Source organism: Nocardia sp. NPDC056952 (genome assembly GCF_042674185.1).
In the GTDB taxonomy this organism is placed as follows: Bacteria; Actinomycetota; Actinomycetes; order Mycobacteriales; family Mycobacteriaceae; genus Nocardia.
Genome location: NZ_JBHURA010000005.1, coordinates 145,471 through 167,106, shown reverse-complemented (window position 1 = coordinate 167,106; position 21,636 = coordinate 145,471). Strand labels below are relative to the sequence as shown.

At 69.3% G+C, this 21,636-nt stretch carries 18 protein-coding genes; 3 read left to right on the top strand and 15 right to left on the bottom strand.

Annotated elements, in window-relative coordinates; genetic code table 11:
* Position 1 precedes the first annotated feature (1 nt).
* Positions 2 to 1,150: a serine hydrolase domain-containing protein gene (locus ACFTS5_RS19600; protein ID WP_378632780.1), complete on the bottom strand. Its 1,149-nt coding sequence runs from the start codon at positions 1,148 to 1,150 to the stop codon at positions 2 to 4.
* Positions 1,147 to 2,520: a flavin-containing monooxygenase gene (locus tag ACFTS5_RS19595; protein WP_378632778.1), complete on the bottom strand. Its 1,374-nt coding sequence runs from the start codon at positions 2,518 to 2,520 to the stop codon at positions 1,147 to 1,149. Before ACFTS5_RS19595 ends, ACFTS5_RS19600 begins: the two co-directional genes overlap by 4 nt.
* Positions 2,521 to 2,635: 115 nt before the next feature.
* Between ACFTS5_RS19595 and ACFTS5_RS19590 the strand changes: the two genes are divergently transcribed.
* On the top strand, positions 2,636 to 3,253 hold the full coding sequence (locus tag ACFTS5_RS19590; protein WP_378632776.1) for a TetR/AcrR family transcriptional regulator: 618 nt from the start codon (positions 2,636 to 2,638) through the stop codon (positions 3,251 to 3,253).
* Positions 3,254 to 3,255: 2 nt separating this feature from the next.
* Here the strand turns inward: ACFTS5_RS19590 and ACFTS5_RS19585 are convergent, their stop codons facing one another.
* Positions 3,256 to 5,853: a LuxR C-terminal-related transcriptional regulator gene (locus ACFTS5_RS19585; RefSeq protein ID WP_378632774.1), complete on the bottom strand. Its 2,598-nt coding sequence runs from the start codon at positions 5,851 to 5,853 to the stop codon at positions 3,256 to 3,258.
* 145 nt (positions 5,854 to 5,998) lie between these two features.
* Entirely contained in the window at positions 5,999 to 6,220 is a 222-nt protein-coding gene (locus ACFTS5_RS19580; protein WP_378632772.1) for a hypothetical protein, read from the bottom strand.
* A gap of 177 nt (positions 6,221 to 6,397) precedes the next feature.
* Between ACFTS5_RS19580 and ACFTS5_RS19575 the strand changes: the two genes are divergently transcribed.
* The gene (locus ACFTS5_RS19575) at positions 6,398 to 6,826 is read left to right on the top strand and encodes a hypothetical protein (RefSeq protein ID WP_378632770.1); all 429 of its coding nucleotides are present in this window, start codon (positions 6,398 to 6,400) and stop codon (positions 6,824 to 6,826) included.
* A 55-nt stretch (positions 6,827 to 6,881) separates the two neighbouring features.
* On the opposite strand, the gene ACFTS5_RS19570 is transcribed toward ACFTS5_RS19575, so the two are convergent.
* The 6 genes from ACFTS5_RS19570 to ACFTS5_RS19545 all read right to left on the bottom strand — a co-directional run bounded on the left by ACFTS5_RS19570 (position 6,882) and on the right by ACFTS5_RS19545 (position 14,757).
* Positions 6,882 to 7,334, bottom strand: a complete 453-nt coding sequence (locus ACFTS5_RS19570) for a VOC family protein (RefSeq protein WP_378632767.1) — start codon at positions 7,332 to 7,334, stop codon at positions 6,882 to 6,884.
* Positions 7,335 to 7,413: 79 nt separating this feature from the next.
* Positions 7,414 to 7,746 carry a TfoX/Sxy family protein gene (locus ACFTS5_RS19565; RefSeq protein ID WP_378632765.1) on the bottom strand — a complete coding sequence of 111 codons (333 nt, stop codon included), beginning with the start codon at positions 7,744 to 7,746 and terminating at the stop codon, positions 7,414 to 7,416.
* Between the two features lie 35 nt (positions 7,747 to 7,781).
* Positions 7,782 to 8,747 (bottom strand): alpha/beta hydrolase, encoded by a 966-nt coding sequence (locus ACFTS5_RS19560; protein WP_378632762.1) that lies wholly within the window; start codon positions 8,745 to 8,747, stop codon positions 7,782 to 7,784.
* 56 nt (positions 8,748 to 8,803) lie between these two features.
* Positions 8,804 to 9,481: a DUF6875 domain-containing protein gene (locus ACFTS5_RS19555; protein WP_378632759.1), complete on the bottom strand. Its 678-nt coding sequence runs from the start codon at positions 9,479 to 9,481 to the stop codon at positions 8,804 to 8,806.
* Positions 9,478 to 13,713: an amino acid adenylation domain-containing protein gene (locus ACFTS5_RS19550; RefSeq protein ID WP_378632757.1), complete on the bottom strand. Its 4,236-nt coding sequence runs from the start codon at positions 13,711 to 13,713 to the stop codon at positions 9,478 to 9,480. Before ACFTS5_RS19550 ends, ACFTS5_RS19555 begins: the two co-directional genes overlap by 4 nt.
* 99 nt (positions 13,714 to 13,812) lie before the next feature.
* Positions 13,813 to 14,757, bottom strand: coding sequence for an NAD-dependent epimerase (locus ACFTS5_RS19545; RefSeq protein ID WP_378632754.1), 945 nt, complete (start codon positions 14,755 to 14,757; stop codon positions 13,813 to 13,815).
* A gap of 126 nt (positions 14,758 to 14,883) precedes the next feature.
* On the opposite strand from ACFTS5_RS19545, the gene ACFTS5_RS19540 reads away from it, so the two are divergent.
* Entirely contained in the window at positions 14,884 to 15,834 is a 951-nt protein-coding gene (locus ACFTS5_RS19540; RefSeq protein WP_378632752.1) for a GlxA family transcriptional regulator, read from the top strand.
* Here the strand turns inward: ACFTS5_RS19540 and ACFTS5_RS19535 are convergent.
* The 5 genes from ACFTS5_RS19535 to nirB all read right to left on the bottom strand — a co-directional run bounded on the left by ACFTS5_RS19535 (position 15,818) and on the right by nirB (position 21,619).
* Positions 15,818 to 16,579, bottom strand: coding sequence for a hypothetical protein (locus ACFTS5_RS19535; RefSeq protein ID WP_378632750.1), 762 nt, complete (start codon positions 16,577 to 16,579; stop codon positions 15,818 to 15,820). The genes ACFTS5_RS19540 and ACFTS5_RS19535 overlap by 17 nt on opposite strands.
* Before the next feature lie 77 nt (positions 16,580 to 16,656).
* Positions 16,657 to 17,394 carry a sirohydrochlorin chelatase gene (locus ACFTS5_RS19530; RefSeq protein ID WP_378632748.1) on the bottom strand — a complete coding sequence of 246 codons (738 nt, stop codon included), beginning with the start codon at positions 17,392 to 17,394 and terminating at the stop codon, positions 16,657 to 16,659.
* Complete coding sequence (locus ACFTS5_RS19525; protein ID WP_378632745.1) at positions 17,388 to 18,629, bottom strand: uroporphyrinogen-III synthase; 1,242 nt, start codon at positions 18,627 to 18,629, stop codon at positions 17,388 to 17,390. Before ACFTS5_RS19525 ends, ACFTS5_RS19530 begins: the two co-directional genes overlap by 7 nt.
* On the bottom strand, positions 18,626 to 19,006 hold the full coding sequence (gene nirD / locus ACFTS5_RS19520; RefSeq protein WP_101466100.1) for a nitrite reductase small subunit NirD: 381 nt from the start codon (positions 19,004 to 19,006) through the stop codon (positions 18,626 to 18,628). Before nirD ends, ACFTS5_RS19525 begins: the two co-directional genes overlap by 4 nt.
* Before the next feature lie 63 nt (positions 19,007 to 19,069).
* Complete coding sequence (gene nirB, locus ACFTS5_RS19515) at positions 19,070 to 21,619, bottom strand: nitrite reductase large subunit NirB (protein WP_378632741.1); 2,550 nt, start codon at positions 21,617 to 21,619, stop codon at positions 19,070 to 19,072.
* Positions 21,620 to 21,636 lie beyond the last annotated feature (17 nt).

Sequence of the window (21,636 nt, the reverse complement as noted above, 5' to 3'; positions counted from 1 at the left end):
GTCATCGGGTGTCTCCTACCGCGTCGAACGTGGCCTTCAGATAGCTGTCGCACCGATCGGAACCGATCAGTCCGGTGGCCATGCGATTCATGGTGTAGGCGAAAGTGATTCGGCGATCCAGGTCGTTGACGACCATCGAGCCGCCGTACCCGGCCCACCAGCAGACCCGCCCGTCGGGGATGTGCGGGAACGTCTCCGGTCGTGGCAGCCCGTAGCCGATGCCGAAACGTAGCGGAGCCAGCAGCGCGAGGTCGATGCCGTCGGCCTGCTCGCGGAAGATCAGCTCGATCGTCGCCGGCGAGAGGAACTGCCTGCCGCTCAGCTCGCCGCCGTTGGCGATCAGCGACTGGATGCGGGCCACCGAGCGCGCGTTGCCGTGCCCGTTGGTGCCGCCGATCTCGGCCTCGCGCCAGGCCGGTGTCGCGGTTTCGGAGACCTCCAGCCAGGGACTGGTGAGCGTCTTGATCAGCACGCTGTCCTGATCGAGGGTCGACAGGTCGAAGTCCGGCATCTCCGGCGGGACCAGGGTGGCGATCCGGTCGGCATGCTCGGGACCGGTGCCGATGTGGAAATCGGCGCCGAGGGGCCCGGCCAGTTCGTCGGCGAAGAACGTGCCCAGTGAACGACCGGTGATGCGGCGCACGAGTTCGCCGACGAGATGGCCGTAGTTGATGGCGTGATAGCCCGAGGCGGTGCCCGGCTCCCACCAAGGTGCCTGTGTCGCCAGCCGGGCGGCGGCGGCATCGGTGTCGTAGATGTCGGACAGCGCGATCGGCTTGTCCCAGCCCGAGACACCCGAGGTGTGTGAGAGCAGGTGCCGAACTTCGATGCCGGCCTTGCCGTTCGCCGCGAATTCGGGCCAGTAGTGGGCAACCCGCTGGTCGACGTCGAGTTCACCACGGTCGACCAGCAGCAGGGCACACAGCGCCGTCATCGTCTTGGTGACCGAGAAGACGTTCACCAGGGTGTCGGCCGCCCACGCGGTGCTCTGCTCCGGGTCGGCGTAGCCACCCCACAGGTCGAGCACCGGGTCGCCGTCGACGGTGACGCACAGGGCGGCGCCCAGTTCGGCGCCGGAGGCGAGGTGTTCGTCGAAGGCCGCACGCACACCGGCGAATTCGTCACGGCAGAAGCCCGAAGAAGTGCTCATCGCGCCACCTCGGCGGTCACCCGAGCGGGCACCGGCAACGTATTGCCGGCGGCGGCGGCACGTTTCGCGCCGCGCTCCAGCTCCTTGGTCATCGAGCGCACGTACGGCTCGAATTCGGTCTGGATGGTGTGGCGGGGCGAATCGTAGTAGCGTCCGGCGCGTTTGGCCTCCTGCGCGCCGAGCACCTCGTCGATCTGCTCGCGCGGGGGCAGGTGATAGCGGCCGGTCAGGTAGGCCGCCACCAGCTTGCTCTGCTGCTCGGCGAAGTTCACCAGCGTCGGCATCGGCTGGGCCAGGCCGAGGTAGAACAGGTTGTCCACGCCGGGCTTCATCATCATCTGGAACAGCGGGAACCGATTGGCCGCATCGGGCACCAACTCGGCGTCGGAGAAGAACGGGAAGCTGATGTGGTAGCCGGTGGCGCACACGACCACGTCGGCCTGCTCGCTGGTGCCGTCGGCGAAATGCACGGTGTCGCCGTCCAATCGGGTGATCGCGGGCTTGCACTCCACGTCACCGCAGCCGGCCCGGTGCAGGAATTCCTCACTCGCCGACGGATGCGCCTCGAACGGCTCGTGATCGGGCGTCGGCAGTCCGTAGGTCGACATCTCGCCGCGGTTCTTGCGCACGAAGCGCTGTTTGAGCTTGAGCGCGATCTTATCGGGAATCCACGCGGGCATCGACGCCCGGTCGCCCACTTGCCCGTTGACGTACTTGGGCAGCACCCACACGCCGCGACGGGCGGAGACGAACAGCTTCGAGGCGATGAACCGCTGGGACAGTTCCGAGGCGATATCGAGCCCGGAGTTGCCCATGCCCACCACGACGATCCGCTTGCCGCGCATGTCGATCGGGTCGAACGGGTCGTTGTAGGCGTGGCTGTGCATGAGCACGCCGTCGAATTCGCCGGGGTAGTCCGGGAATCGGGGATTCCAGTGGTGGCCGTTGCACACGATCAGCGCGTCGTAGACCTCGGTGTCGCCCGCCGCTGTCGTGACCCGCCACAGTCCCGCGTCGTCGCGCTCGGCCGAGGTGACCAGGCTGTTGAACCGAATACTGTCGCGCAGGCCGAAGTGGTCGACGTAGTCCTTGAAGTACTGCAGCAGCTGTGAGTGGTGCGGGAAGTGCGGCCAATCCGCCGGGGCCGGGAAGTCCTCGAACTGCAGGCGGTACTTCGAGGTATCGATGTGCAGGCTCTGATAGCAAGCCGACATGCCGTTGGGGTTCTTGAAGTACCAGTTGCCGCCGACCTCGTCGGACGCCTCGTAACAGTCGAACGGAATTCCGTTCTCGGCAAGCCGTTTGGCGGCGGTGATACCCGAAGGTCCGGCGCCGATGACGCAGACCTTGGGTAATTCGCGTGTATCCATGCACAACTCCTGAGCGGCCTCGGCCATCGATGACCATGCCGGTGACGTGGACCACAGGATAACGTCTCGCTAGACATCATGTCCAGTGAATGGGCTGATCGTCTAAGATGGCCGCATGACGACCGAACCCGCCCGCCGTGGATCGCTCCGCGAGGAACAGAAGCGCCTGACGAAGGCCCGGATCGTCGAGACCGCACGCACCCTGTTCGAAACGCAGGGCTACTCCGATGTCCGCGTCGACGACATCGCCGCCGCCGTCGGCTGCAGCCGGGCGACCTTCTACCTGCACTTCACGAGCAAAGGCGAGGTGCTGCGCGCCATCGCCCAGGAAGGCACCCTCGCCAGCGTCCGGGATTTCTACGCCGACCTGGACCGGGTACTCACCATCGGCTCCCGAGAGTCGTTCGCGGACTGGATGACTCGCGCGATCGACTGGTTCTTCACGAACAAGGACATGCTCCCGGCCTGGGACGAGGCCACCGCGCTCGAACCGGAATTCCGCGCGGTGGCGCGCGAGGGCATCATGACCTTGGCCGACACCATGCCCGCCTATCTCGCCCGCTGGCCCGAGCACCGCCGCGACGAGGCCCGCCTGCGGATCGAACTGCTCGTCGCCCAGCTCGAGCGGTTCTTCACCCGCTGGGCGATGCAGGGCACCATCGACGTCTCAGCCGCGCAGGCCGCGGCGGTGCTCACCGATGTCTGGTTTCCGGCCCTGCAGGCGCCGGACTGAGTTCAGAGCAGGCCGAGCACGCGAGCCTGGGCGATCGCTTCGGCGCGCGCGTTCACCGCGAGCTTCTGGTAGATGCCGCGCAGGTGCGTTTTGACGGTGTTCACCGAGACGCCGAGGTCGGTGGCGATATTGCCCGCGGTCATGCCCGAGGGAAGTTGGCGCAGCACCACCAGTTCGGTGTCGGTGAGTTGCGGTGCGCCCGCGGTGGCGCCGCGGTGGGCACGGATACGGTCCACGAGCGCCGCGTACTGGCCGAAGCGCGAGCCGATGCGGGCGAGCAGTTCGGCGGCCTCCGGCACGTCGAGGAACGGGCGGGTCAGCTGTTCGGTCGACGCCTGCGCGAGAGCCTGTTCGCAGGCGTCGTCGACCTTACGGGGACGATCGAGGCGGTCGGCGGCGACCGCGACCAGCAGCCACGCCGCGACCAGCGAGCGCGAGGAACAGCGCGGGGTGGCGAGCAGCGGTTCCAGCACCGTCAGCACGACGGCCGGGCGATGGGCGTAGAGCGCCAGTCCCGCTTCGGCGACAGCCATCTCGGGGGTCCGGCCGAGCACGCGCGTAGCGTGATCGATCAACTGCTGCGCGTCGGCCCTGGCCTGCACGCGCAGCAGCAGCCACAGCACGTCGGTGACCAGTTCACCGGTGCCGTACAGCGTCGGCGATTCGTCGAGCAGGCGGTGCAGCTGCTTGGCGAGTGCGACCGCGGCGGCCGACCGATCCGCGGCGTCGGCGAACATCAGCACCCCGGTCATGATCGCCACCTGACGCACCGGCGCGGGCACCACGGTCTCGTCGGCCGCGACCCAGGGCAGACCCGACGGCGGCCGCTCGAAATCCGCGCCTTGCTGATAGGCGCCATAGGCCGCGAGCACCCTGGCCGGAGCGGCTTCGGCCGAGCCGGCCAGTTCGTAGCGTTCGGCGCAGTCGATCGCCTGGACCGCCAGCGCGCGCAACTCACCGAGCCGACCCGCCATCCCGGCCGCCCCGGCCGTCGCGGTTCTGGCACGGACCGCGACGCGACCCAGTCCGGCCTGCTCGGAGTGCACGATCGCGTGGCGCACAGACGCCGCGCCGCTGTCGATCTCGCCCCCGTAGATCTCGGCGATGCCGCAGTGCAGTGCGGCGTAGCAGTCGAGGTCGGGCTGGCCGGTCACCGGCGGCAGTGGCCAGCGCATCGAGGACGAATCACCCACCAGGACAGCCACTCCCGCGCTCACAGCGCGGTCGAGAGCGGCCACCCACTCGGCGGGCACCACCGGCGCGACCGATTCGGGACCCACATGGGCGGCTTCGAGATAGACCTCTGCGGCGGCGATATCGCCCGACTCCACCGCGACGGCCGCGCGCAGCAAGCGAACGAAAGTGTCGTGTTCGGACAGGTTTTCGAGGGCGGCGAGCAGGGCGTGGCCCGTGCCGTCCAGGACCATGCGCAACCCCCAGTCGCGCAGGAAGGGCACCAGCCCGGGGGTGCCGGGCTCGGCCAGGACATGCCCGAGCGCGGGCCCCGGCATCGCGGCCGCGGTGAACCAGGCCGCCACCCGGCGATGACAGTCGGGCAGGCGCTCCGGCCTGGTGTACGCGGCCTCGGCGAGCAGATAGGCGCGCAGGAGCGGATGGTAGGTGTGCCAGAGTTCGCCCGCGTGGGCGACGGTGTGCAGCGGGAAGTTCGCGCGCAGCAGTTCGTCGAGGATGCGGGCGGCGTCGCCGCCGACCAGATCCTCGGCCATCGGCAGACAGAATTGCTCGGGAACCGCTGTGGCGAGCAGGAATTCGAGCGTGGGTGCGGGCAGCGCGGCGAGCAGTTCGGCGACCAGGAAGTCGGCGACGGCGTGCGAGGGGCGAGCCAGCGCCGCGAGGGCGGTGTCGCGGTCGGTGCCGCCGGCCGACAGGCAGATCGCCGCGATGCGGACCAGCGCGGCCCAGCCACGGGTCAAATTCTGGACCACGGCGAGTTCGGCGTCGTCGAGTCGGCACCCGTGCTGGGCCAGCAGTTGAGCGACCCGATCCGGCGACAACGCGAGTTCGGGCGCTCCGATCCGGGTGAGCCTGCCCGCCAGATCGAGGGCGTGCCATCGCAGCGGCGGGTCGAATCGGCTCGCGATCACCGCGGTGACCTGGCCGGGCAGGTGTGTGAGCAGGTATTCGAGGCCGGCGAGTTGCAGCGGGTCGGTGAGCAGGTGGGCGTTGTCGATCACCAGCACGGTCGGCTCGACGTCGGCCAGCGCGGCGACGAGGTCCACGGCGCGGTCCATCGGCGTGTGCAGCATCCCGGTCGGGACGAAATCCGGGATCGGCTCGAGTGTTCGGGCGATGTCGGCCAGCAGATCGGATCCGTGCTGTTCGGCGACGGTCGACCACGCGACGCGTGCCGAGCACCGGCGGCGCACCCAGTCGACCAGCACGACGGTCTTCCCGCTGCCCGCGGGCCCGCACAGCAGCACCGTCTGCCCGGCGCCTGCCTGCGCCCGATCCAGGCGGGCGAACGCCTCGTTGCATCGAACCGGGGCGAAGGACAGCTCGGGAAGACCGGCGGGCCGACCCGCCACAGCTATCACCGAGCCGCCACCGTGAAAGTCCAGAGAACCCGACGACGAAGCCATCTTCACCCTCCTGAACACGCTGTTCACCGCGCGGCGGCCGACCTCCGCCGAGATCGACGGTAGGCGAATCAGCGGCTGTACGGTTGCTGGCGAGGGGAAGTGAGGTCGCTCGTTATCAGATCGACGTCGACTCGTCGGCGAATGCTCAGTCGGGCAACTGGGACATACTCAGCAGCGTGAGGCCGAGGGTGTCGATGCGGGCCATCACGCCGCGCATGGCCGTACTGTCGGCGACCAGACCGAACAGGGTGGTGGTTCCGGTGGGCGAATGCGAGCTGGGACGCAGCTCGGGAAAGGCCGCGAGGACACGCTCGGACAGCTCGCCCTCGATGACGAACTGATAGCGCAGCGGGCCGGACGTCGACATGGTTCCAGTGTCGCGGCCGGTCGCCGAGGGTGCCTCATCCGCTCCGGGTGAATTCGGCCGCCACCTGCGACGTCACCGGCCGGAACATTTTTAAACATGGTTATTTCAGTTTCCGGGACGCGGTGGTGCTCCGGTGGCTAATGTCGCGCTCATCATCAGCGCGAACAGGAGAACATCATGAAGATCTACCAGGCGCGGCGTGCCGGTTTCGGACTCACGGCTTTCACCGCGGTGGCCGCGGCCGCCGTGCTGGCAGCACCCCAGGCATCCGCGCTCGTGCAGGGGATCGCGGTGAGCGGCAGCACGCACTACGTGGATACCGCCTACACCGTGACCGCCGATGTCACGGCCACCTCGTTCCTGTTCAAGGTGACCTTCACCGACAACGGCACCCAGATCGGCGAGCCGGTCTCGGTCGCCGACGGCAAGGCCACCATCACCTGGACGCCCAAGACCACCGGCGCGCACGAGATCAAGGCGGTGCAGGAGCTCATCAGCTCGAAGACCGTCACGATCACCGTCGCCCCGAAGCCGACCAACCCCGGCGGTGGCACGAGTACCGGTTCCGCTGATCTGGGTGGGCTGCTGTCGGGCTCGGCCGGCTAGCCCCACCCGCACGACGGCCGCCGCGAACCTCTCCCCGCGGCGGCCGTTCGCGCGTTCAGGCCTGGTCGTAGGCCTGTTGCAGGGCGGCGATGTCGAGCTTGGACATCGAGCGCAGCGCCGTGCCGACGGCGATGACGCGATCGGTCTCGCCACCCATCAGCTTGGGCAGCACCGCCGGGACGACCTGCCAGGACACCCCGAAGCGGTCGGTGAGCCACCCGCACGGACCGGGCGCGCCGCCGCCACTCGTCAACGCCTCCCAGAGCCGATCGATCTCGTCCTGGGTATCGACGATCACCTGCAGCGAGGCGGCATCACTGTGCGGGTGACCCGGGCCGCCGTTCATCAGCGTGACGGCCTGGCCGTCGAGGTCGAGGGTGACGATGAAGGCCGAACCGTCGCCCTGGCGGGTGACCTCGACGACGCGCGAGTTCGGGACGGTCGCGGCATAGAGTTCGCCCGCCGCTTCGGCGTCGGCATCGAACCAGAGGAATGTGTTGACGGACATGATGTGCTCCTTGGGGTGAGTGGCTTGCTTCACCCACTGGTCGGAGCCGCGCACCGCCCTTCGACACATCCACCGAACTTTATTTTCGCGGCAGGGTCTGCGCGAACCCCACCCCGCGTTCGACCCATTCCCGCAGTGCGGTGTCGTCGTCGACCGTTTCGGGTGCCACGCGCAGCCAGCCGTGCAGCTCGCGTCCGCCCATCACCATCGGCGTGATCGTCGATCCGTCGAGCAGGGCATCGCCTTCGGCCGGGGCGACCCGCACCAGCAGCCCGCCCTTGCCACTGGCGGCCACGGCCATGTTGCCGCCGATCAGGAAGGCGAGACCGCCGAACATCTTCCGCTCGTCGAGATCGGGCCGTGGGTAGACGATCTCCCGGATCCGCTCGGCGAGTTCCTCGTCGTATGCCATCGGCTCAGTGTGCGCCGAGCCACCGACAAGAAGGCTCAGATGCCGAGGGCGGCGGCGAACATCGGCCAGGAATCGTGGACGTCGTCCTGCCAGTACGGCCAGGCATGGGTGCCCCCGGCGCGGAAGCGGACGTCCGCGGGGATACCGAGCTGGGCCAGGCGTCCCGCGAGTGGGCTCGAGCAGCTGCCGACCACGGCTTCCATGGTGCCGCCGACCAGCAGCCGGTCGAGCAGGACGCCGACGTTGCCCGCGATGCTCGGATCGTTGAAGGCCTCGTGCGGGCCGGGAGCGCCGTTGCCCGAGGACAGGTAGATGGCGGTGCCGCGCAGGCGGTCGGCGTGCAGAGTCGGGTCGTTGGCCGCCCACGCCGGGTCGCCGGGGGCGCCCCACATGTTGGTCGCGTCGGCGCCGAACGTGGCCAGCTGGGACCGGACCAGCGTCTCCGCGAGCGGATTACTGGTCTGCGTGCACCCGCTGAAGGCACCGACCGCGCGATACAGGCCGGGCGCCGCGATCGCCAGATTCAAGGCCGAGGTGGCCGACATCGACAGGCCCGCGACGCCGTTGGCGCCGGTCATGCCGAAGCGATCGTTGAGCAGCGGGGGAAGTTCGTCGGTCAGGAAGGTGGACCACTTGTTGCGACCCAGCGCGCCGTCGTCGCGCTGCCAGTCGGTGTACATGCTGGCGCGGCCACCGATCGGGACGATCACGTTCACCGGCTTGTCGGCGAAGAAGTCGACCACATCGGTGCGCCGCATCCACGGCCCGCCGCCCTCGCCACCGTCGACCGCGTTCAGCAGATACAGCGCGGGCGCACCGGACCCGGGATGCGACATCCACAGGGTGATCGGGCGGTTCATCGCCGCGGAGTACACGACCACCTCGAATTGCCGGCCGCCGAGCGGGCGAACATCGAGGATCCCCGACTCCGCCGATGCCGCGGGCGAGACGACGATTCCACAGCCGAGCAGGACGAGCAGACAGCACACAAGCCGACGCATGCGACGTAGTGTGCCGCATGACCCCGCTAATGTCCGGCATTGGGCGGTTCGTGTCCCTATTGTGCGTGTTCATCCGGAAAATGCGCGCGCAGCCCGGTGATCGAGGCGGGTCCCGCATCGGGGACGTGCATCCGGTCCGCAATCGTGGCGCGGAGCTTGCGCGGGAGTCCGGGCGCGTGCCGGGCGAGATAGGCCGAGAGCCATTCCGGTTCGCCGACGAGGAACGGGAAATCGGTGTTCATCATCGGACGGATCACCAGCATCGGCAGCGGGGCGTGCAGCGGGCGGTAGTCGCGATTCCACAGGCCCGCCACCGGGCAGCCGGGATAGAACTGGCCGAGCATGGCGCCCGCGCGCACGATGTCACTCTTTCGCGTGGCGTGGGCGGCGTCGATGCGGGTGGTGTCGTCGAGGTCGGGGAAGACGGTCAGAACGGCGGGGGTGTGGTCGAGGGTGCGGTAGAGGTCGAAGGCGTCGTCGACGGCCTCGGTGATCGAGCCGGTGCCGGCCAGTTCGGCGATCCACAGGGTGTGTTGTGCGGCAGCGGGTTTGACGAACGGGCAGACGGGGCCGGGCCGGCCCTGGGTGGGATCCGGTCGCATCAGGGTGTCGGCGAACCACTCCAGCAACGGCGCCGTTCGAGGGTGTTCGGCGGACCAGCGAACGGGGTCGTCGTAGACGCACCACCAGGTGGCAGCGGTGCGCCTGCCGGTCGTCGAGCGCAGGGTGGTCATGGTGTGGCCGTCGCGGTTTCGGCCGCACGCAGGTGACGGTCGAGGATCGGGCCGATGCGGGCGACGACATCGGCGTTGGTGAGCTGGGCGTGGGTGGTGTCGACCGGGTGCTCGACGAGACGACCCGTGACGAAAGGCCGCCAGATCTGGGCGTCGAGGAAGGCGGTCATGCCCTGGGTGGCGCAGAAGTAGAGGAGGTCGCCGTCGAACCGGTCGGGGCGGTAGCCGTGCGAGAGACGAACACCGTCGGCGTAGGCCTCGTGCAGTCGGGTCAGCTGGGCAGCGGTGAGCCCGGATCCGAGAGTTGCTCCGGCGGCGGCCAATTCGGCGGCGGCTTGCTCCGCCGAGAGGTCGGGAAGGGCGTCTGCGTCGTCGGGTTCGTCGCCGAGCAGGTGGGTGAGGAGGTCGCGCATGCGGGGGCGCGGGGGTGGATCCGCGTGCTCGGGGACGACGACACTGTCGAGCATGGCGAGGGTGGCGACGTCTCGGCCTTCGGCGCGCAGCCGGACGGCGGTGGCGTGGGCGAGCTGGCCGCCGAGCGACCAGCCGAGGAGGTGGACGGGGCCCTCGGGTTGCAGGCGGGTGATCTCGGTGGCGTAGGTCCTCGCGAGGAAGTCGACGGTCAGGGCGTCCGGCCGCGATGGTTTCGCGGTCACGTGCTCACCTGATGCGGCCCGGCCCGGCCCCGCGACCGACAAGGTCGGTGCCTGCAATCCGTACACCGGACGGTCCGTGATGTGGCGTGCCAGGCCGGTGTAGCACCAGGCGAGCGGAACGGCGGAGTGCACACAGAACAGAGGGGGGTGGGTCCCGCCGGTGCGCAAGGGCAGCACAGTGGCGAGGGCGTCGGCACCCGGGTCGGCGTCGGTGCGGTAGGTCTCGATGCGGTGGGCGAGGGCGGCGACCGTCGGTGCGGTGTAGAGCCAGCGGACCGTGATCGGGGTGTCCGTCGACTGGGCCAGCTGCGCCGAAACACTCACGCCGGTCAGGGAATTGCCGCCGATCGCGAAGAAGTCGTCGTCGGCGCCGACCGTCTCGAGATCGCAGGCGGTGGCGAAGGTGGTGGCGATCAGGTGCTGGAGCGGGGTTTGTGGCGATCGGTAAGGAGTGGCGGGCTGCGTGGGAAGTGCCGCGCGGTCGAGTTTGCCGTTGGCTGTCAGTGGGAGGCGGTCGAGGGTGACCAACGCGGCGGGGACCAGGGCCGCGGGTAGGACAGTGCGGAGACGGGCGAGGGCCGCGGCGGCATCGAATGTGATGCCCGAGGCGAACAGATGCTCCGGCCCGCGGACCAGGACCGAGGCGGTGTCCGATGCGGGAGGATCGTCCGAGCCGCAGGGCAGGGGCGAGGCACTGTCGGACGTGGTGTTCGGCGCGCAGGATTGCCGCGGATCGGGGCGGCCGGAGGTTCGGGTCGGGACGACGTAGCCGATGAGCCGGGCGGCGGGGGTGCCCGCGTCGGCGATGTCGACTGCGGCGTGGGCGATGGCAGGGTCGGTGAGCAGCGCTGCTTCGACCTCGGCCGGTTCGATGCGGCGGCCGCGGACGGCCAGCTGGGAATCGATGCGGCCGAGGAACTCGTAGCCGCCGTCGGCGCGTGGTCCGACGAGATCGCCGGTGCGGTAGACACGTCCGCCGCCACCCCGGGGATCTGCCACGAAACGGGCCGCGGTGTTCGCGGGATCGCCGATGTAGCCCTGCGCTACGCACGGCCCACCGAGGTACAGCTCGGCCCGCGCACCGGCGGGGACAGCTCGCAGGCGTGGATCCAGGAGCAGCGCCACCACTTCCGGCAGCGGTGCGCCGATGGTCACGGGCTCCCCCGCTACCAGGGGCGCCGATTGTGTCGCCATCACCGTGGCCTCGGTGGGGCCGTAGCCGTTGCGCAAGCGGACTCGGGCCGCCCAGGTGGCGACCAGTTCCGGCGGGCAGGCCTCGCCGCCGACGACCACCACCGCCAGACTCGGCACGTCGGCGGGGCGCAGTGTCGCCAGCACGGCGGGCGTGGTGAGCAGATGCGTGACGCGATGCTCGGCGATCAGCCCGGTCAGCTCCGCGCCCGCGACCACCGTGGGCGGTTCGATCACCAGGCGCGCGCCTGCGGCGAACGCGGCGAGGAGTTCGAGCAGGTGCGCGTCGAAGGCGGGTGAATGCGCGTGCAGCACTACCGAATCCGGTGTGGTGCGATAGCGGTCGAGCAGATGGCCGGTCAAGGGAGCGAGGCCGCGATGCGTGACCGCGACGCCTTTGGGCGCCCCGGTTGTCCCCGAGGTATGGATCAGATAGGCCAGGTGCGCGGAGCTCAGCCGGGCGCGACGATCCGCGTCGGTGACGGGGTCCGACCGCTGATCGGCCACGCGGGCCAGGGTGTCCGCGTCATCGAGCATCAGCCAGGTGACCCCGGCGGCATCGCCGGTTCGCCCGGGGCGAGCAGCCCGTGTCGTCAACCCCAGCACCGCACCGGATCCGGCGATGATCCGGGCGACCCGCTCACCCGGATCACCCACATCGATCGGTGTCAGGCAGGCACCGGCCGCCGCGATCGCGCGCACTGCCAGCACCGACTCGAGCGACCTCGGAATCGCGGTCAGTACCGGACTTCCCGGCGTGGCCCCATACGCGATGAGGACCCTGGCCCACCGCGCCGCCGACTCGCCGAGCTCCCGATAGGTCATCGACCGGCCACCGTCCACCACGGCGACGCTGTCGGTCCCATCGAACCCGCTGAACAGTTCGCTCAACGTCGAAGTCGTCGCCGCACCGGTGGCCGTGCGTGAACAACTCGGCACCGATTTCGCAGCAGGGCGCAGCTCCGGTCGTCCTGCGATGTCACCGGCATCGTCGCGCTCACCGGGTTCCACGCCCGCGTCCTCGGCGGAGAATCGCGAGCGCGGCGTGCTGAATTCGGCGGTCAGGTCGCGAATCCGCCGGGTGGGCTCGGCGGCGAGGAACGTAGCGAACCAGTCGAGGAACAGGCGGTGGTACCAGGACAGGGTGGCGGCGTCGTAGCGGGCCGGGTTGGCTTGGAAGTCGATCGTCGCGGCGGTGTCGTCGGGACCGAGTTGATAGCCGTTGACGAGGAGATCTTCGACAGGGCCGAGGCTCAGCAGGTGGGCCCGGCCGGTAGCCGCCCCGAGGGTCAGCGGAGCGGTGAAGCCGAGGAGGTTGATCACCGGACCGAATCCGCCTCGGGCCAAGTGGGTTTCGCCACGGTCGCGCTGGATGTCCTCGTAGCGGTAGCACTGGTGACGCAGGGCGCCGATCACCCGCAGCCGCACCTGATGGATCAGCTCTTCGACTGTTGCCGAGCCGAGGTCGCGCAGCCGCAAGGGCACGACATTGGAGACCGATCCGGCCGAGCGTCGCAGGGCGGCCGTGGGCCGAGCGGCCACCGGCAGCGAGAGAACGACCTGGTCGGAGCCCGACATTCCGGCGAGGAACGCGGCGAAGGCGGCGGCGGTCAGCTCCGGAAAGCTTGCCGCGTAACGCCGGCGCGCGGCGGCCAGCAGATTCGCGGTGCGCTCGTCGATGCAGGCCGACACCCGGTGCGGACAGGCCGACGCGGGCGCGGCGACACCGGCCACCCCGATCGGATCTGGCAGCCCAGCAGTCTCTTTCGCCCAGAAAGCCCGATCCGCCACCGCGCGAGAGGAATGCCGATAGACCCGATCCGCCTCGACCAGGTCCTCGATCGACAGCAGCTGCGGGTGATCGAGACTGCTTCCCTCCGCATAGTTTTCGGCGGCCAGCCGCAGCAGCGCCACCGCACCGACACCGTCGAGCACCAGATGATGACTGCGCAGATAGAGCAGGCACCGCTCGGGTGCGACGCGGTACAACGTCGCGACAGTGATCGCGTCCGCACACAGGTCCAACCGACCCCGGCGATCCGCCTCCATCCGCGACAGCGCTTCGGCTACCGCCGCACCATGATCCGCACCGCCGCCCGGCGGAACCTCGGCAGCACCGGTGAGATCGACGTCGGTGAGTTCGCCGAAGACGGCCGGGTCGAGGTATTGGTGTGGTGTGCCGTCGACGAGCCGCAGGCGCACGAGCGGTGACTGCAGTCGCACCGCCGCCGCGCGGATCGCGGTGCGCAGGCGCGCGATGTCCAGTGGCCCACGCAGATCCAGATACAGGGCGATCGTGGCGGGCACGCCGGGCGCGAGCTGATGAGCTACCCACCAGCGTAATTGTCCGGGAGACAAGGGAATCGGCACAGCTTCGGCCGCCATCACGGCATCTACCGCGCCGATACCATCCTCGCCTTGCCGCACCGGGCCTCCCGGGATTCGGAGCAACCGTTGACTGGTTACCCGGCAAACCTACGGCATCTACCCCGCGTCGGGCACCGATAGCCGCGCGGCCGCGTCGGCGGCGACCACCTCGGCGAGCACCTCGTCCAGCTTCGACGCGGTGATACCGAAGGTGGCACGCACCGCCGAATCGTCGACGACGAACTCGCGATGGGACATGTGTTTCGTCTCGAACAATTCGGTCCAGAACGGGTCCTGCTGGGCGAATTCGGTGATCTCCTCGTCGGTGAGCACCGCGAGTTCGGGCGTCGCGACGTCGGCCAGCTCGGCGAGCCGGTTCGCGATCGCGCGCACGGTCGTGGTGATCACCGGGGCATGCCAGGCCCTCCCCCACGACCGGTCGTCGCGCGCGACCGCCACCAGCGCGGCCGCGGCATCACCGGTCGCGGTGTACGAGTGCGGGAGGTCGAGTTCCTGCGGAACCTTGACCGGGGTGTTCGACAGGACCGCGGCCTGGACGAACAGGGTGAAGACCGAGACAGCGGCCGCGCCGAGGAATTGCCCCGCGCGCACTTCGGTGACGCGCAGCCGGCCTGCCTCGTGCGCGGAGAGCGCATCGGCCCACATCCTGGCCCTGACCGCGCCCTTGCTGCCGGTCGCGGCGAGCGGGGTGCGTTCGGACACGACACCGTCGACCGGGCCGTAGCTGTACAGGTTCCCCAGCATGACCAGGTCGGCGCCAGCGGTTTCGGTGGCCGACAGGATCGAGCCGAACAGGGGCGGAACCGTTTCCGGCCAGGTGTGATACGCGGGCATCGCCATGTTGAAGACGGTGCTCGCACCGGTCGCGATCTCGATCAGACCGGTGGTGTCGAGGGCGTCGAGGGCGATCAATTCCACGTCGGGATGGGTGGGGCCGAGCCCGGTCCGGCTCACCATCCGTACCCGATCCCCGGCTTCGACCAGCGACAACGCGGTGGCGGTAGCGGTGCCGCCACGGCCGATCACAACATGCGTTGACATGCGAATTCCCTTTCACGACAACATCTTTCGATGCGAGCAATGTGGTTGCGCCCGCGCCTTCCACGATGCCGTTCGCGAGACGGCTAAACTAGTGGCCGCACTGCCAGCTATCCCAAGGATCAGGCCATGAAGACCATTGCCGTGGTTGCTGTCCCACCGGTGAAGTCCTTCGATCTGTCGATGCCGGAAACGCTGATGGGCTCGATCACGGTCGGCGGCGAGCCCGGTTATCGCGTGGTGGTCTGCACCGCCGTGCCAGGGGCCCTGCCCTCGATGACGCCCGGTGGGTTCGATGTCGTGATCCGGCACGGGCTCGAGGTACTCGACACCGCCGACGCGGTGATCGTGCCGAGCACCGGCAGCCGCGCCGACGCGGATCCGGTGACGCTGAAGGCGCTGCGCGCGGCCGTCGACCGGGGCATCCTGGTCACCTCGATCTGCAGCGGCGCGTTCGTGCTCGCCCAAGCCGGACTGCTCGACGGGCGCACCGCGACCACGCACTGGGCACTGGCCGAGGAACTGGCCCGCGACCATCCGCTCGTCCAGGTGCGCAGCGACGCACTGTTCATCGAGGACGGACCGGTGACCACCGCGGCGGGCGCGGCAGCCGGAATCGACCTGTGCCTGCACCTGATTCGCGCCGACTACGGCGCCACCGTGGCGAACGCCGCCGCGCGGGCCGCGGTGGTGACGCCCGTGCGGCCCGGCGGACAGGCCCAGTTCGTCGACACACCACTACCCGCCGACGACGACCTGTCCCTCTCCGCCACCCGGACGTGGGCGCTACAACGCCTCGACACCCCCGTGTCCCTGCGCGACCTGGCCGAACACGCGCGAATCAGCGTGCGCACCCTGAGTCGCCGATTCCACGAGGAGACCGGCCTCAGCCCACAGAAATGGTTGCTGAGCCAGCGCATCCACCGCGCCAGGGAACTCCTGGAATCGACCACCCTGCCGATCGAACAGGTCGCGCGGCACAGCGGCATCGGGTCGGCCGAGTCGTTGCGCCAGCACATGGTTCGCCAGGTCGGCGTCGCCCCGAGTACCTACCGCGCGAATTTCAGTACGGCGCGATAGGCGGATAGCCGGGGTAGGGCTGGTAGCCCTGCGGCGCCCGAGCCGCGAAGAAGGGCGAAGACGTCCGGTTCCACAGCAGGATCACCGCGGCGAGCCCGATCACCAGGGTGACCGTGCTGAACACCAGCGCGATCCCCGCCGTCGAGGTGACGAACGCCGTCACCGTGCCTCCGGCATAGAGCAGCGCGTTGATCCCGAACAAGACCGTCCCCGTGATCCGGCCCCAGTTCTTTCCCGCCCGGCAGACGAACGCCATCCACACCCACAGCCCTACCGTCACCAGCGAACTCAGGAGGGCGCCGCCGACGCTCGCGTACACCAGAAGATCGAGTTCGTCTCCCCGCAACACCCCACCCGACGCGTCGAGCGCAGCACTGCGCGTCTCGTCGAGCACGGTGAGCGAGTAGGCCATGCTGAGCAGCGTGACCACCGCGCCCGCCAGCATCACGTAGAACGCGATCTGCACACTCTGCGGAACGACCCGAGGCCCGGCGTCCACCGGCGCACTACCCCCGGGATACGGAGCACCCGGCCCATAGGGCGGCGGCGGCGCGTAGGGCGGCGGCGATCCCACCGCACCCGGCACCGGGCCGTACGGCGGTTGCGGGACGGCCTGGCTCGGCGGTTGCGGATAGGCGGCGGGAACCGGTGGATTCGCGGTCCCCCGCGCCGCCGACTCGTCCGGGTACGCCGTCAGCCCGTCATCCTGCGATGAATAGCCCTGACCTGCGGACGGATCTGACATCGAGCGGTGCCCCCTTGTTGTGAAGTCGGCCCAACTCTAGTCGCAGCCGCCCGCACCGGCTGCCTGTGCGATCGGCGTCAGCGAACGCCGACCAGCTCCCTGGCCGCGCTGCGATACCGATCGACGATCAACCGGACAACCCCGGGATGCACACCGATCGGCTCGGCCACCCCATCGGCACCGGCATCGTGCAACCGCTGATGAAACAGCCCGTGCGCCAGCAGATACGAAGCGATGAACACCCGTTGCGCACCCGATTCACGCAGCGAGGCAACGACTTCGGGCACACGCGGCGTCCCGGTCGCCACATACGCGATCTTCACCGGCGCGCCCAGCTGCTCGGCCAGCATCCCCGCGGCCCGCCGAACATCCTGGCGCGCACGCGAATCCGAAGAACCCGCGGCCGCGAACACCACCGCGTCACCGGGCTTCCACCCGGCCGCCCGCAACCGCACCGCCATGATCCGGGTCAGCGCCGGATCCGGTCCCATCGCCTCGGTCACAGCCACCGCGCCGTGCCCGCTCTCGGCGACCTCACGCGGAACGTCCTGATACACGTGATAACCGGAAGCGAGGAACGCCGGAACAACGACAGCGGGCCCATCGAGATCCCGCAGCACCTCCGACGGCGAGGGACCGAGCACGTCGACGAACGCGGTCCGCAGCGCGGTATTCGGCGCCGAGGACACCGCGACGCCGAGTTCGGCGGCCACCGCGTCGGCCAGCGCGGCGATCATCTCCACCCCGCGCGCACTGCGAGTCCCGTGCGCGACCAGCACCAGAGCCGGATCACCCGGCTGTCCGGCGCTCACCACACCCCGATCGCTTGGGCGGGCCGGGACGAGCGGGCAGGTGTTCCGATCCCCGCGGCGTGCGGTGCCTGAACAGCCGCCCGCACGGGCGTATCGGAGCAGTCGGCCGCGTCCAGCGCCAGCCGGTACCCGCGCTTCACTACGGTCTGGATCGCCTTGGGAGTGCCGAGGCCGGCCCGAAGTCGCGCGATCGCGGTCTCCACCGCATGGGTGTCGTCACCGCCACCCGGCAACGCGGCCAGCAGGTCTTCGCGCGACACGACCCGACCGGGCTGACGAGCCAGCGATCGCATCAACGCCATCGGAGCGGGCGCCAGCTGGCGCACCTCACCGTCGACGACAACACATCCACCACGCACGCTGATCAGATGACCGGCGGCGTAGATGCGGCTGGCGCGACGCGGAAGTTCTTCTGCCACATGGCGAGCCAGCGCGCCCAACCGGGCACGACCCGGCATCGTCGTCGGCACGCCGAGTTCTTCCAGCGGGGCCGCGGTGATCGGCCCGACACAGGCGGCGAGCACCCGGCCGCGGAACGCGTGCAGCACCGACTCGAGCAGTCCGGTTTCCTTGGCGCGCATCAGCAGTGACGCCACGGCGGGCGCGCTGGTGAAGGTGACGCAGTCCAGGCTGCCGGAGATGATCGATTCGATCATGTTGTCCATCGGCCCACGATCGGCCGGCGGCTCCCAGCGGTACACCGGGACCGGGACCACGTCGGCGCCCGCGCAGCGCAGCACCTCACAGAAGTCGGGAACCGGCTCCCATTCGGTGGTCGCGCCGTGCAGCTGCACCGCGATGCGGACGCCTTCGACGCCCTCGGCGAGCAGATGGTCGAGCACCTCGGCCGAGGACTCCGAGGCAGGCGACCATTCCTCACGCAGTTCGGCGGCGCGAATCGCGCCCTTGGCCTTGGGGCCGCGGGCCAGCATCCGGGTGGAGGCGAGAGTGTCGCGCAGGACCTCGGCCAGGCCCCAGCCCTCCGCCGCTTCCATCCAGCCGCGGAAGCCGATGCCGGTGGTGGCGACGGTGATCTGCGGCGGATCGGCGATCAGCAGTTCGGTGACGCGTTCGAGCTCGGTGTCATCGGCCAGCGGGATGATGCGGATGGCGGGGGCGGAGACCACGCTCGCGCCCTTGCGGGTGAGCAGGGTGCTGAATTCCTCGGCGCGGCGAGCCGCGGTGACGCCGATGGTGAAGCCGGCAAGGCAAGGGCCACTGTCGGTGGGAGAGGTCATGGGGTCTGCACCGGCTCGTTGGAGACCGCGACGACGCCGCCGTCGAGTTGGACGGCGTACACCGGCAGGGACTGGGACTCGTCGTCGAGACAACGGCCGTCGATCAGCGAGAAGGCCTGCTTGAGCAGCGGCGACGCGACGACGGGAACACCGCCGCGATCACCGATGATGCCGCGTGACATCACCGCGGCCCGGCCGAACGGATCGATGTTGCCGACGGCGGCGAGCGTGCCGTCGGTGAGTAGGAACAGAGCCGCCTGACGGCCACCCTTCAGCAGGACAGCCACGCCGCGCCCCGGGATCAGGAAATCGAGCCGGCAAGCCTGGGTCCAGGTCACGGTCTCAGTGGTGATGGTGGGTGTGTCGATAACGGTCATCGGTTCCTCCTCCGAACGCCTTACCTATTGGTACAGGCGCCCTGTTTCCGCAGCGTTAAGGGCTTATTTCCCGGCCGGTGCTGTGTCCGAAGCAACACCGACGGGCATGCCGGGAAGACCGAGGAGCACTGGTACCTTGCGTTCTCCGCTGTCGTCGAACGAAATCGTCGGGTCGGCTTCGTCAGGGGCATTGACGAAGGAGACGAAGCGCGAGAGCTTGTTCTCGTCCTCGAGCACGGCGGCCCACTCGTCCTTGTAGCCCTCGACGTGCCTGGCCATGGCGGCCTCGAGGTCACCGGCGATGCCGAGGCTGTCGTCACAGACGACGGCCTTGAGGTAGTCGAAGCCACCCTCGAGGGCCTCCTGCCACGGCGCGGTGCGCTGCAGGCGGTCGGCGGTGCGGATGTAGAACATCAGGTAGCGGTCGATGTAGCTGATCAGGGTCTCGTCGTCGAGGTCACCGGCCAGCAGCACCGCGTGCTTGGGAGTCAGACCGCCGTTACCGCCGACGTAGAGGTTCCAGCCGTGCTCGGTCGCGATCACGCCGACGTCCTTGCCACGGGCCTCGGCGCACTCACGCGCGCAACCCGAGACGGCCAGCTTGATCTTGTGCGGCGAGCGAAGGCCGCGGTAGCGCTTCTCCAGCAGCACGGCCATGCCGACCGAGTCCTGCTGGCCGTAGCGGCACCAGGTGGAACCGACGCAGCTCTTCACGGTGCGCAGCGACTTGCCGTAGGCGTGGCCGGACTCCATGCCGACGTCGACCAGACGCTTCCAGATCAGCGGCAGCTGCTCCACGCGGGCGCCGAACAGGTCGATGCGCTGACCACCGGTGACCTTGACGTAGAGGCCGAACTCCTTGGCCACCTCGCCGATCACGATCAGCTGGTCGGCGGTCACCTCGCCACCGGGCATCCGGGGGACGACCGAGTAGGTGCCGTTCTTCTGCAGGTTGGCCAGGAAGTGGTCGTTGGTGTCCTGCAGCGCGGCCTGCTCGCCCTCGAGGATGTGCTCGCTCGAGGTCGACGCGAGGATCGAGGCCACGGTCGGCTTGCAGATATCGCAGCCCGAGCCCTTGCCGTGCTTGGCGATCAGCTCGGAGAAGGTGCGGATGCCGGTGACGGCGACCACGTCGTACAGCTCGGCACGCGACTGGGTGAAGTGCTCACACAGCGACTTCGACAGCGCCACGCCGGACTGCTCGAGCAGCTTCTTGATCATCGGCACACAGCCACCGCAGGAGGTACCCGCGTTGGTGCAGCTCTTGACGGCCGGGATATCGCAGGCGCCCTCGGCGATCGCGCCGCAGATGGCGCCCTTGCTGACGTTGTTGCAGGAGCAGATCTGGGCGTCGTCGGGCAGCGCGTCGGCACCGAGTTCGGCGCCGGCCGGGGAGATCAGCGCGGCGGCGTCGGCGGGCAGCGGGCGCCCGACCAGCGGGCGCAAGGCCGCGTACTGGCTGGCGTCGCCGACCAGGATGCCGCCCAGCAGGGTCTGGGCGTCGTCGGAGACGACCAGCTTGGCGTAGGTGCCCTTGGCCGCGTCGTGCAGCACGACCTCGAGGGCGCCCTCGGTGGTGCCGTGCGCGTCACCGAAGGACGCCACGTCGACGCCCATCAGCTTCAGCTTGGTGGACATATCGGCACCGGGGAACTCGCCCGCCCCGCCCAGCAGGCGGTCGGCGACGATCTCGGCGGTGGTGTAACCGGGAGCGACCAGGCCGTAGCAGACGCCCTCGATCGCGGCGCACTCACCGATCGCGTAGACGCTCGGGTCGGAGGTCTGCAGGGTGAGGTCGGTGAGGATGCCGCCGCGGGCGCCGATCTCCAGGCCGGAGGCCTTGGCGAGGGCGTCCTGCGGGCGGACACCGGCGGAGAACACCACCAGCGAGGCCTTGATCTCGGCCTCGTCGGACAGGTGCACGGTGACCTTGTCGGCGCCCTCCTCCTCGATCGAGACGATCTTGGCGGTGCCGACACCGGTGTGCACGTTGAGGCCGATATCGGTGACGAGCTTCTCCAGGATCGCGCCACCACCGGCGTCGACCTGGGCGGGCATCAGGCGGCCGTTGTACTCGATCACGTGCGGGGTCATGCCGAGCAGGCGCAGCGCGTTGGCGGCTTCCAGGCCGAGCAGACCGCCGCCGACGACCACACCGTGCGCGCCGGGACCGGCCGCTTCGGCGGCGGCGCGGATGCCGTCGAGATCGTCGATGGTGCGGTAGACGAAGCACTCGGGCAGGTCGTGGCCGGGGACCGGCGGCACGAACGGGTAGGAACCGGTCGCCATGACCAGGGCGTCGTAGGCGATGACGTCGCCGCTGGTGCTGGTGACGGTCTTGGCCTCGAGGTCGATGGACTCGCCGCGCTGGCCCAGCCGCAGGTCGACCAGCTCGTCACCGTCGTACATGTTGCCGGGCAGCGCCAGGTCGTCGGCGTTCCAGTTGCCGACGTAGTAGGACAGGCCGACGCGGTCGTACGCGGGCAGCTTCTCCTCCGACAGGATGATGACCTGCCACTGGCCTGCCTCGTCGCGCGAGCGAAGGGCTTCGACGAAACGGTGTCCGACCATGCCGTGGCCGACCACGACCGCTGTTTTGCGAGTGCTGTTCATGAGAGTGACCTCCTTGG

Coding starts and splice junctions, on each gene's coding strand:
- ACFTS5_RS19600 (WP_378632780.1), bottom strand. CDS start 1,150: ATGAGCACTTCTTCGGGCTTCTGCCGTGACGAATTCGCCGGTGTGCGT.
- ACFTS5_RS19595 (WP_378632778.1), bottom strand. CDS start 2,520: ATGGATACACGCGAATTACCCAAGGTCTGCGTCATCGGCGCCGGACCT.
- ACFTS5_RS19590 (WP_378632776.1), top strand. CDS start 2,636: ATGACGACCGAACCCGCCCGCCGTGGATCGCTCCGCGAGGAACAGAAG.
- ACFTS5_RS19585 (WP_378632774.1), bottom strand. CDS start 5,853: ATGGCTTCGTCGTCGGGTTCTCTGGACTTTCACGGTGGCGGCTCGGTG.
- ACFTS5_RS19580 (WP_378632772.1), bottom strand. CDS start 6,220: ATGTCGACGTCCGGCCCGCTGCGCTATCAGTTCGTCATCGAGGGCGAG.
- ACFTS5_RS19575 (WP_378632770.1), top strand. CDS start 6,398: ATGAAGATCTACCAGGCGCGGCGTGCCGGTTTCGGACTCACGGCTTTC.
- ACFTS5_RS19570 (WP_378632767.1), bottom strand. CDS start 7,334: ATGTCCGTCAACACATTCCTCTGGTTCGATGCCGACGCCGAAGCGGCG.
- ACFTS5_RS19565 (WP_378632765.1), bottom strand. CDS start 7,746: ATGGCATACGACGAGGAACTCGCCGAGCGGATCCGGGAGATCGTCTAC.
- ACFTS5_RS19560 (WP_378632762.1), bottom strand. CDS start 8,747: ATGCGTCGGCTTGTGTGCTGTCTGCTCGTCCTGCTCGGCTGTGGAATC.
- ACFTS5_RS19555 (WP_378632759.1), bottom strand. CDS start 9,481: ATGACCACCCTGCGCTCGACGACCGGCAGGCGCACCGCTGCCACCTGG.
- ACFTS5_RS19550 (WP_378632757.1), bottom strand. CDS start 13,713: ATGGCGGCCGAAGCTGTGCCGATTCCCTTGTCTCCCGGACAATTACGC.
- ACFTS5_RS19545 (WP_378632754.1), bottom strand. CDS start 14,757: ATGTCAACGCATGTTGTGATCGGCCGTGGCGGCACCGCTACCGCCACC.
- ACFTS5_RS19540 (WP_378632752.1), top strand. CDS start 14,884: ATGAAGACCATTGCCGTGGTTGCTGTCCCACCGGTGAAGTCCTTCGAT.
- ACFTS5_RS19535 (WP_378632750.1), bottom strand. CDS start 16,579: ATGTCAGATCCGTCCGCAGGTCAGGGCTATTCATCGCAGGATGACGGG.
- ACFTS5_RS19525 (WP_378632745.1), bottom strand. CDS start 18,629: ATGACCTCTCCCACCGACAGTGGCCCTTGCCTTGCCGGCTTCACCATC.
- nirD (WP_101466100.1), bottom strand. CDS start 19,006: ATGACCGTTATCGACACACCCACCATCACCACTGAGACCGTGACCTGG.
- nirB (WP_378632741.1), bottom strand. CDS start 21,619: ATGAACAGCACTCGCAAAACAGCGGTCGTGGTCGGCCACGGCATGGTC.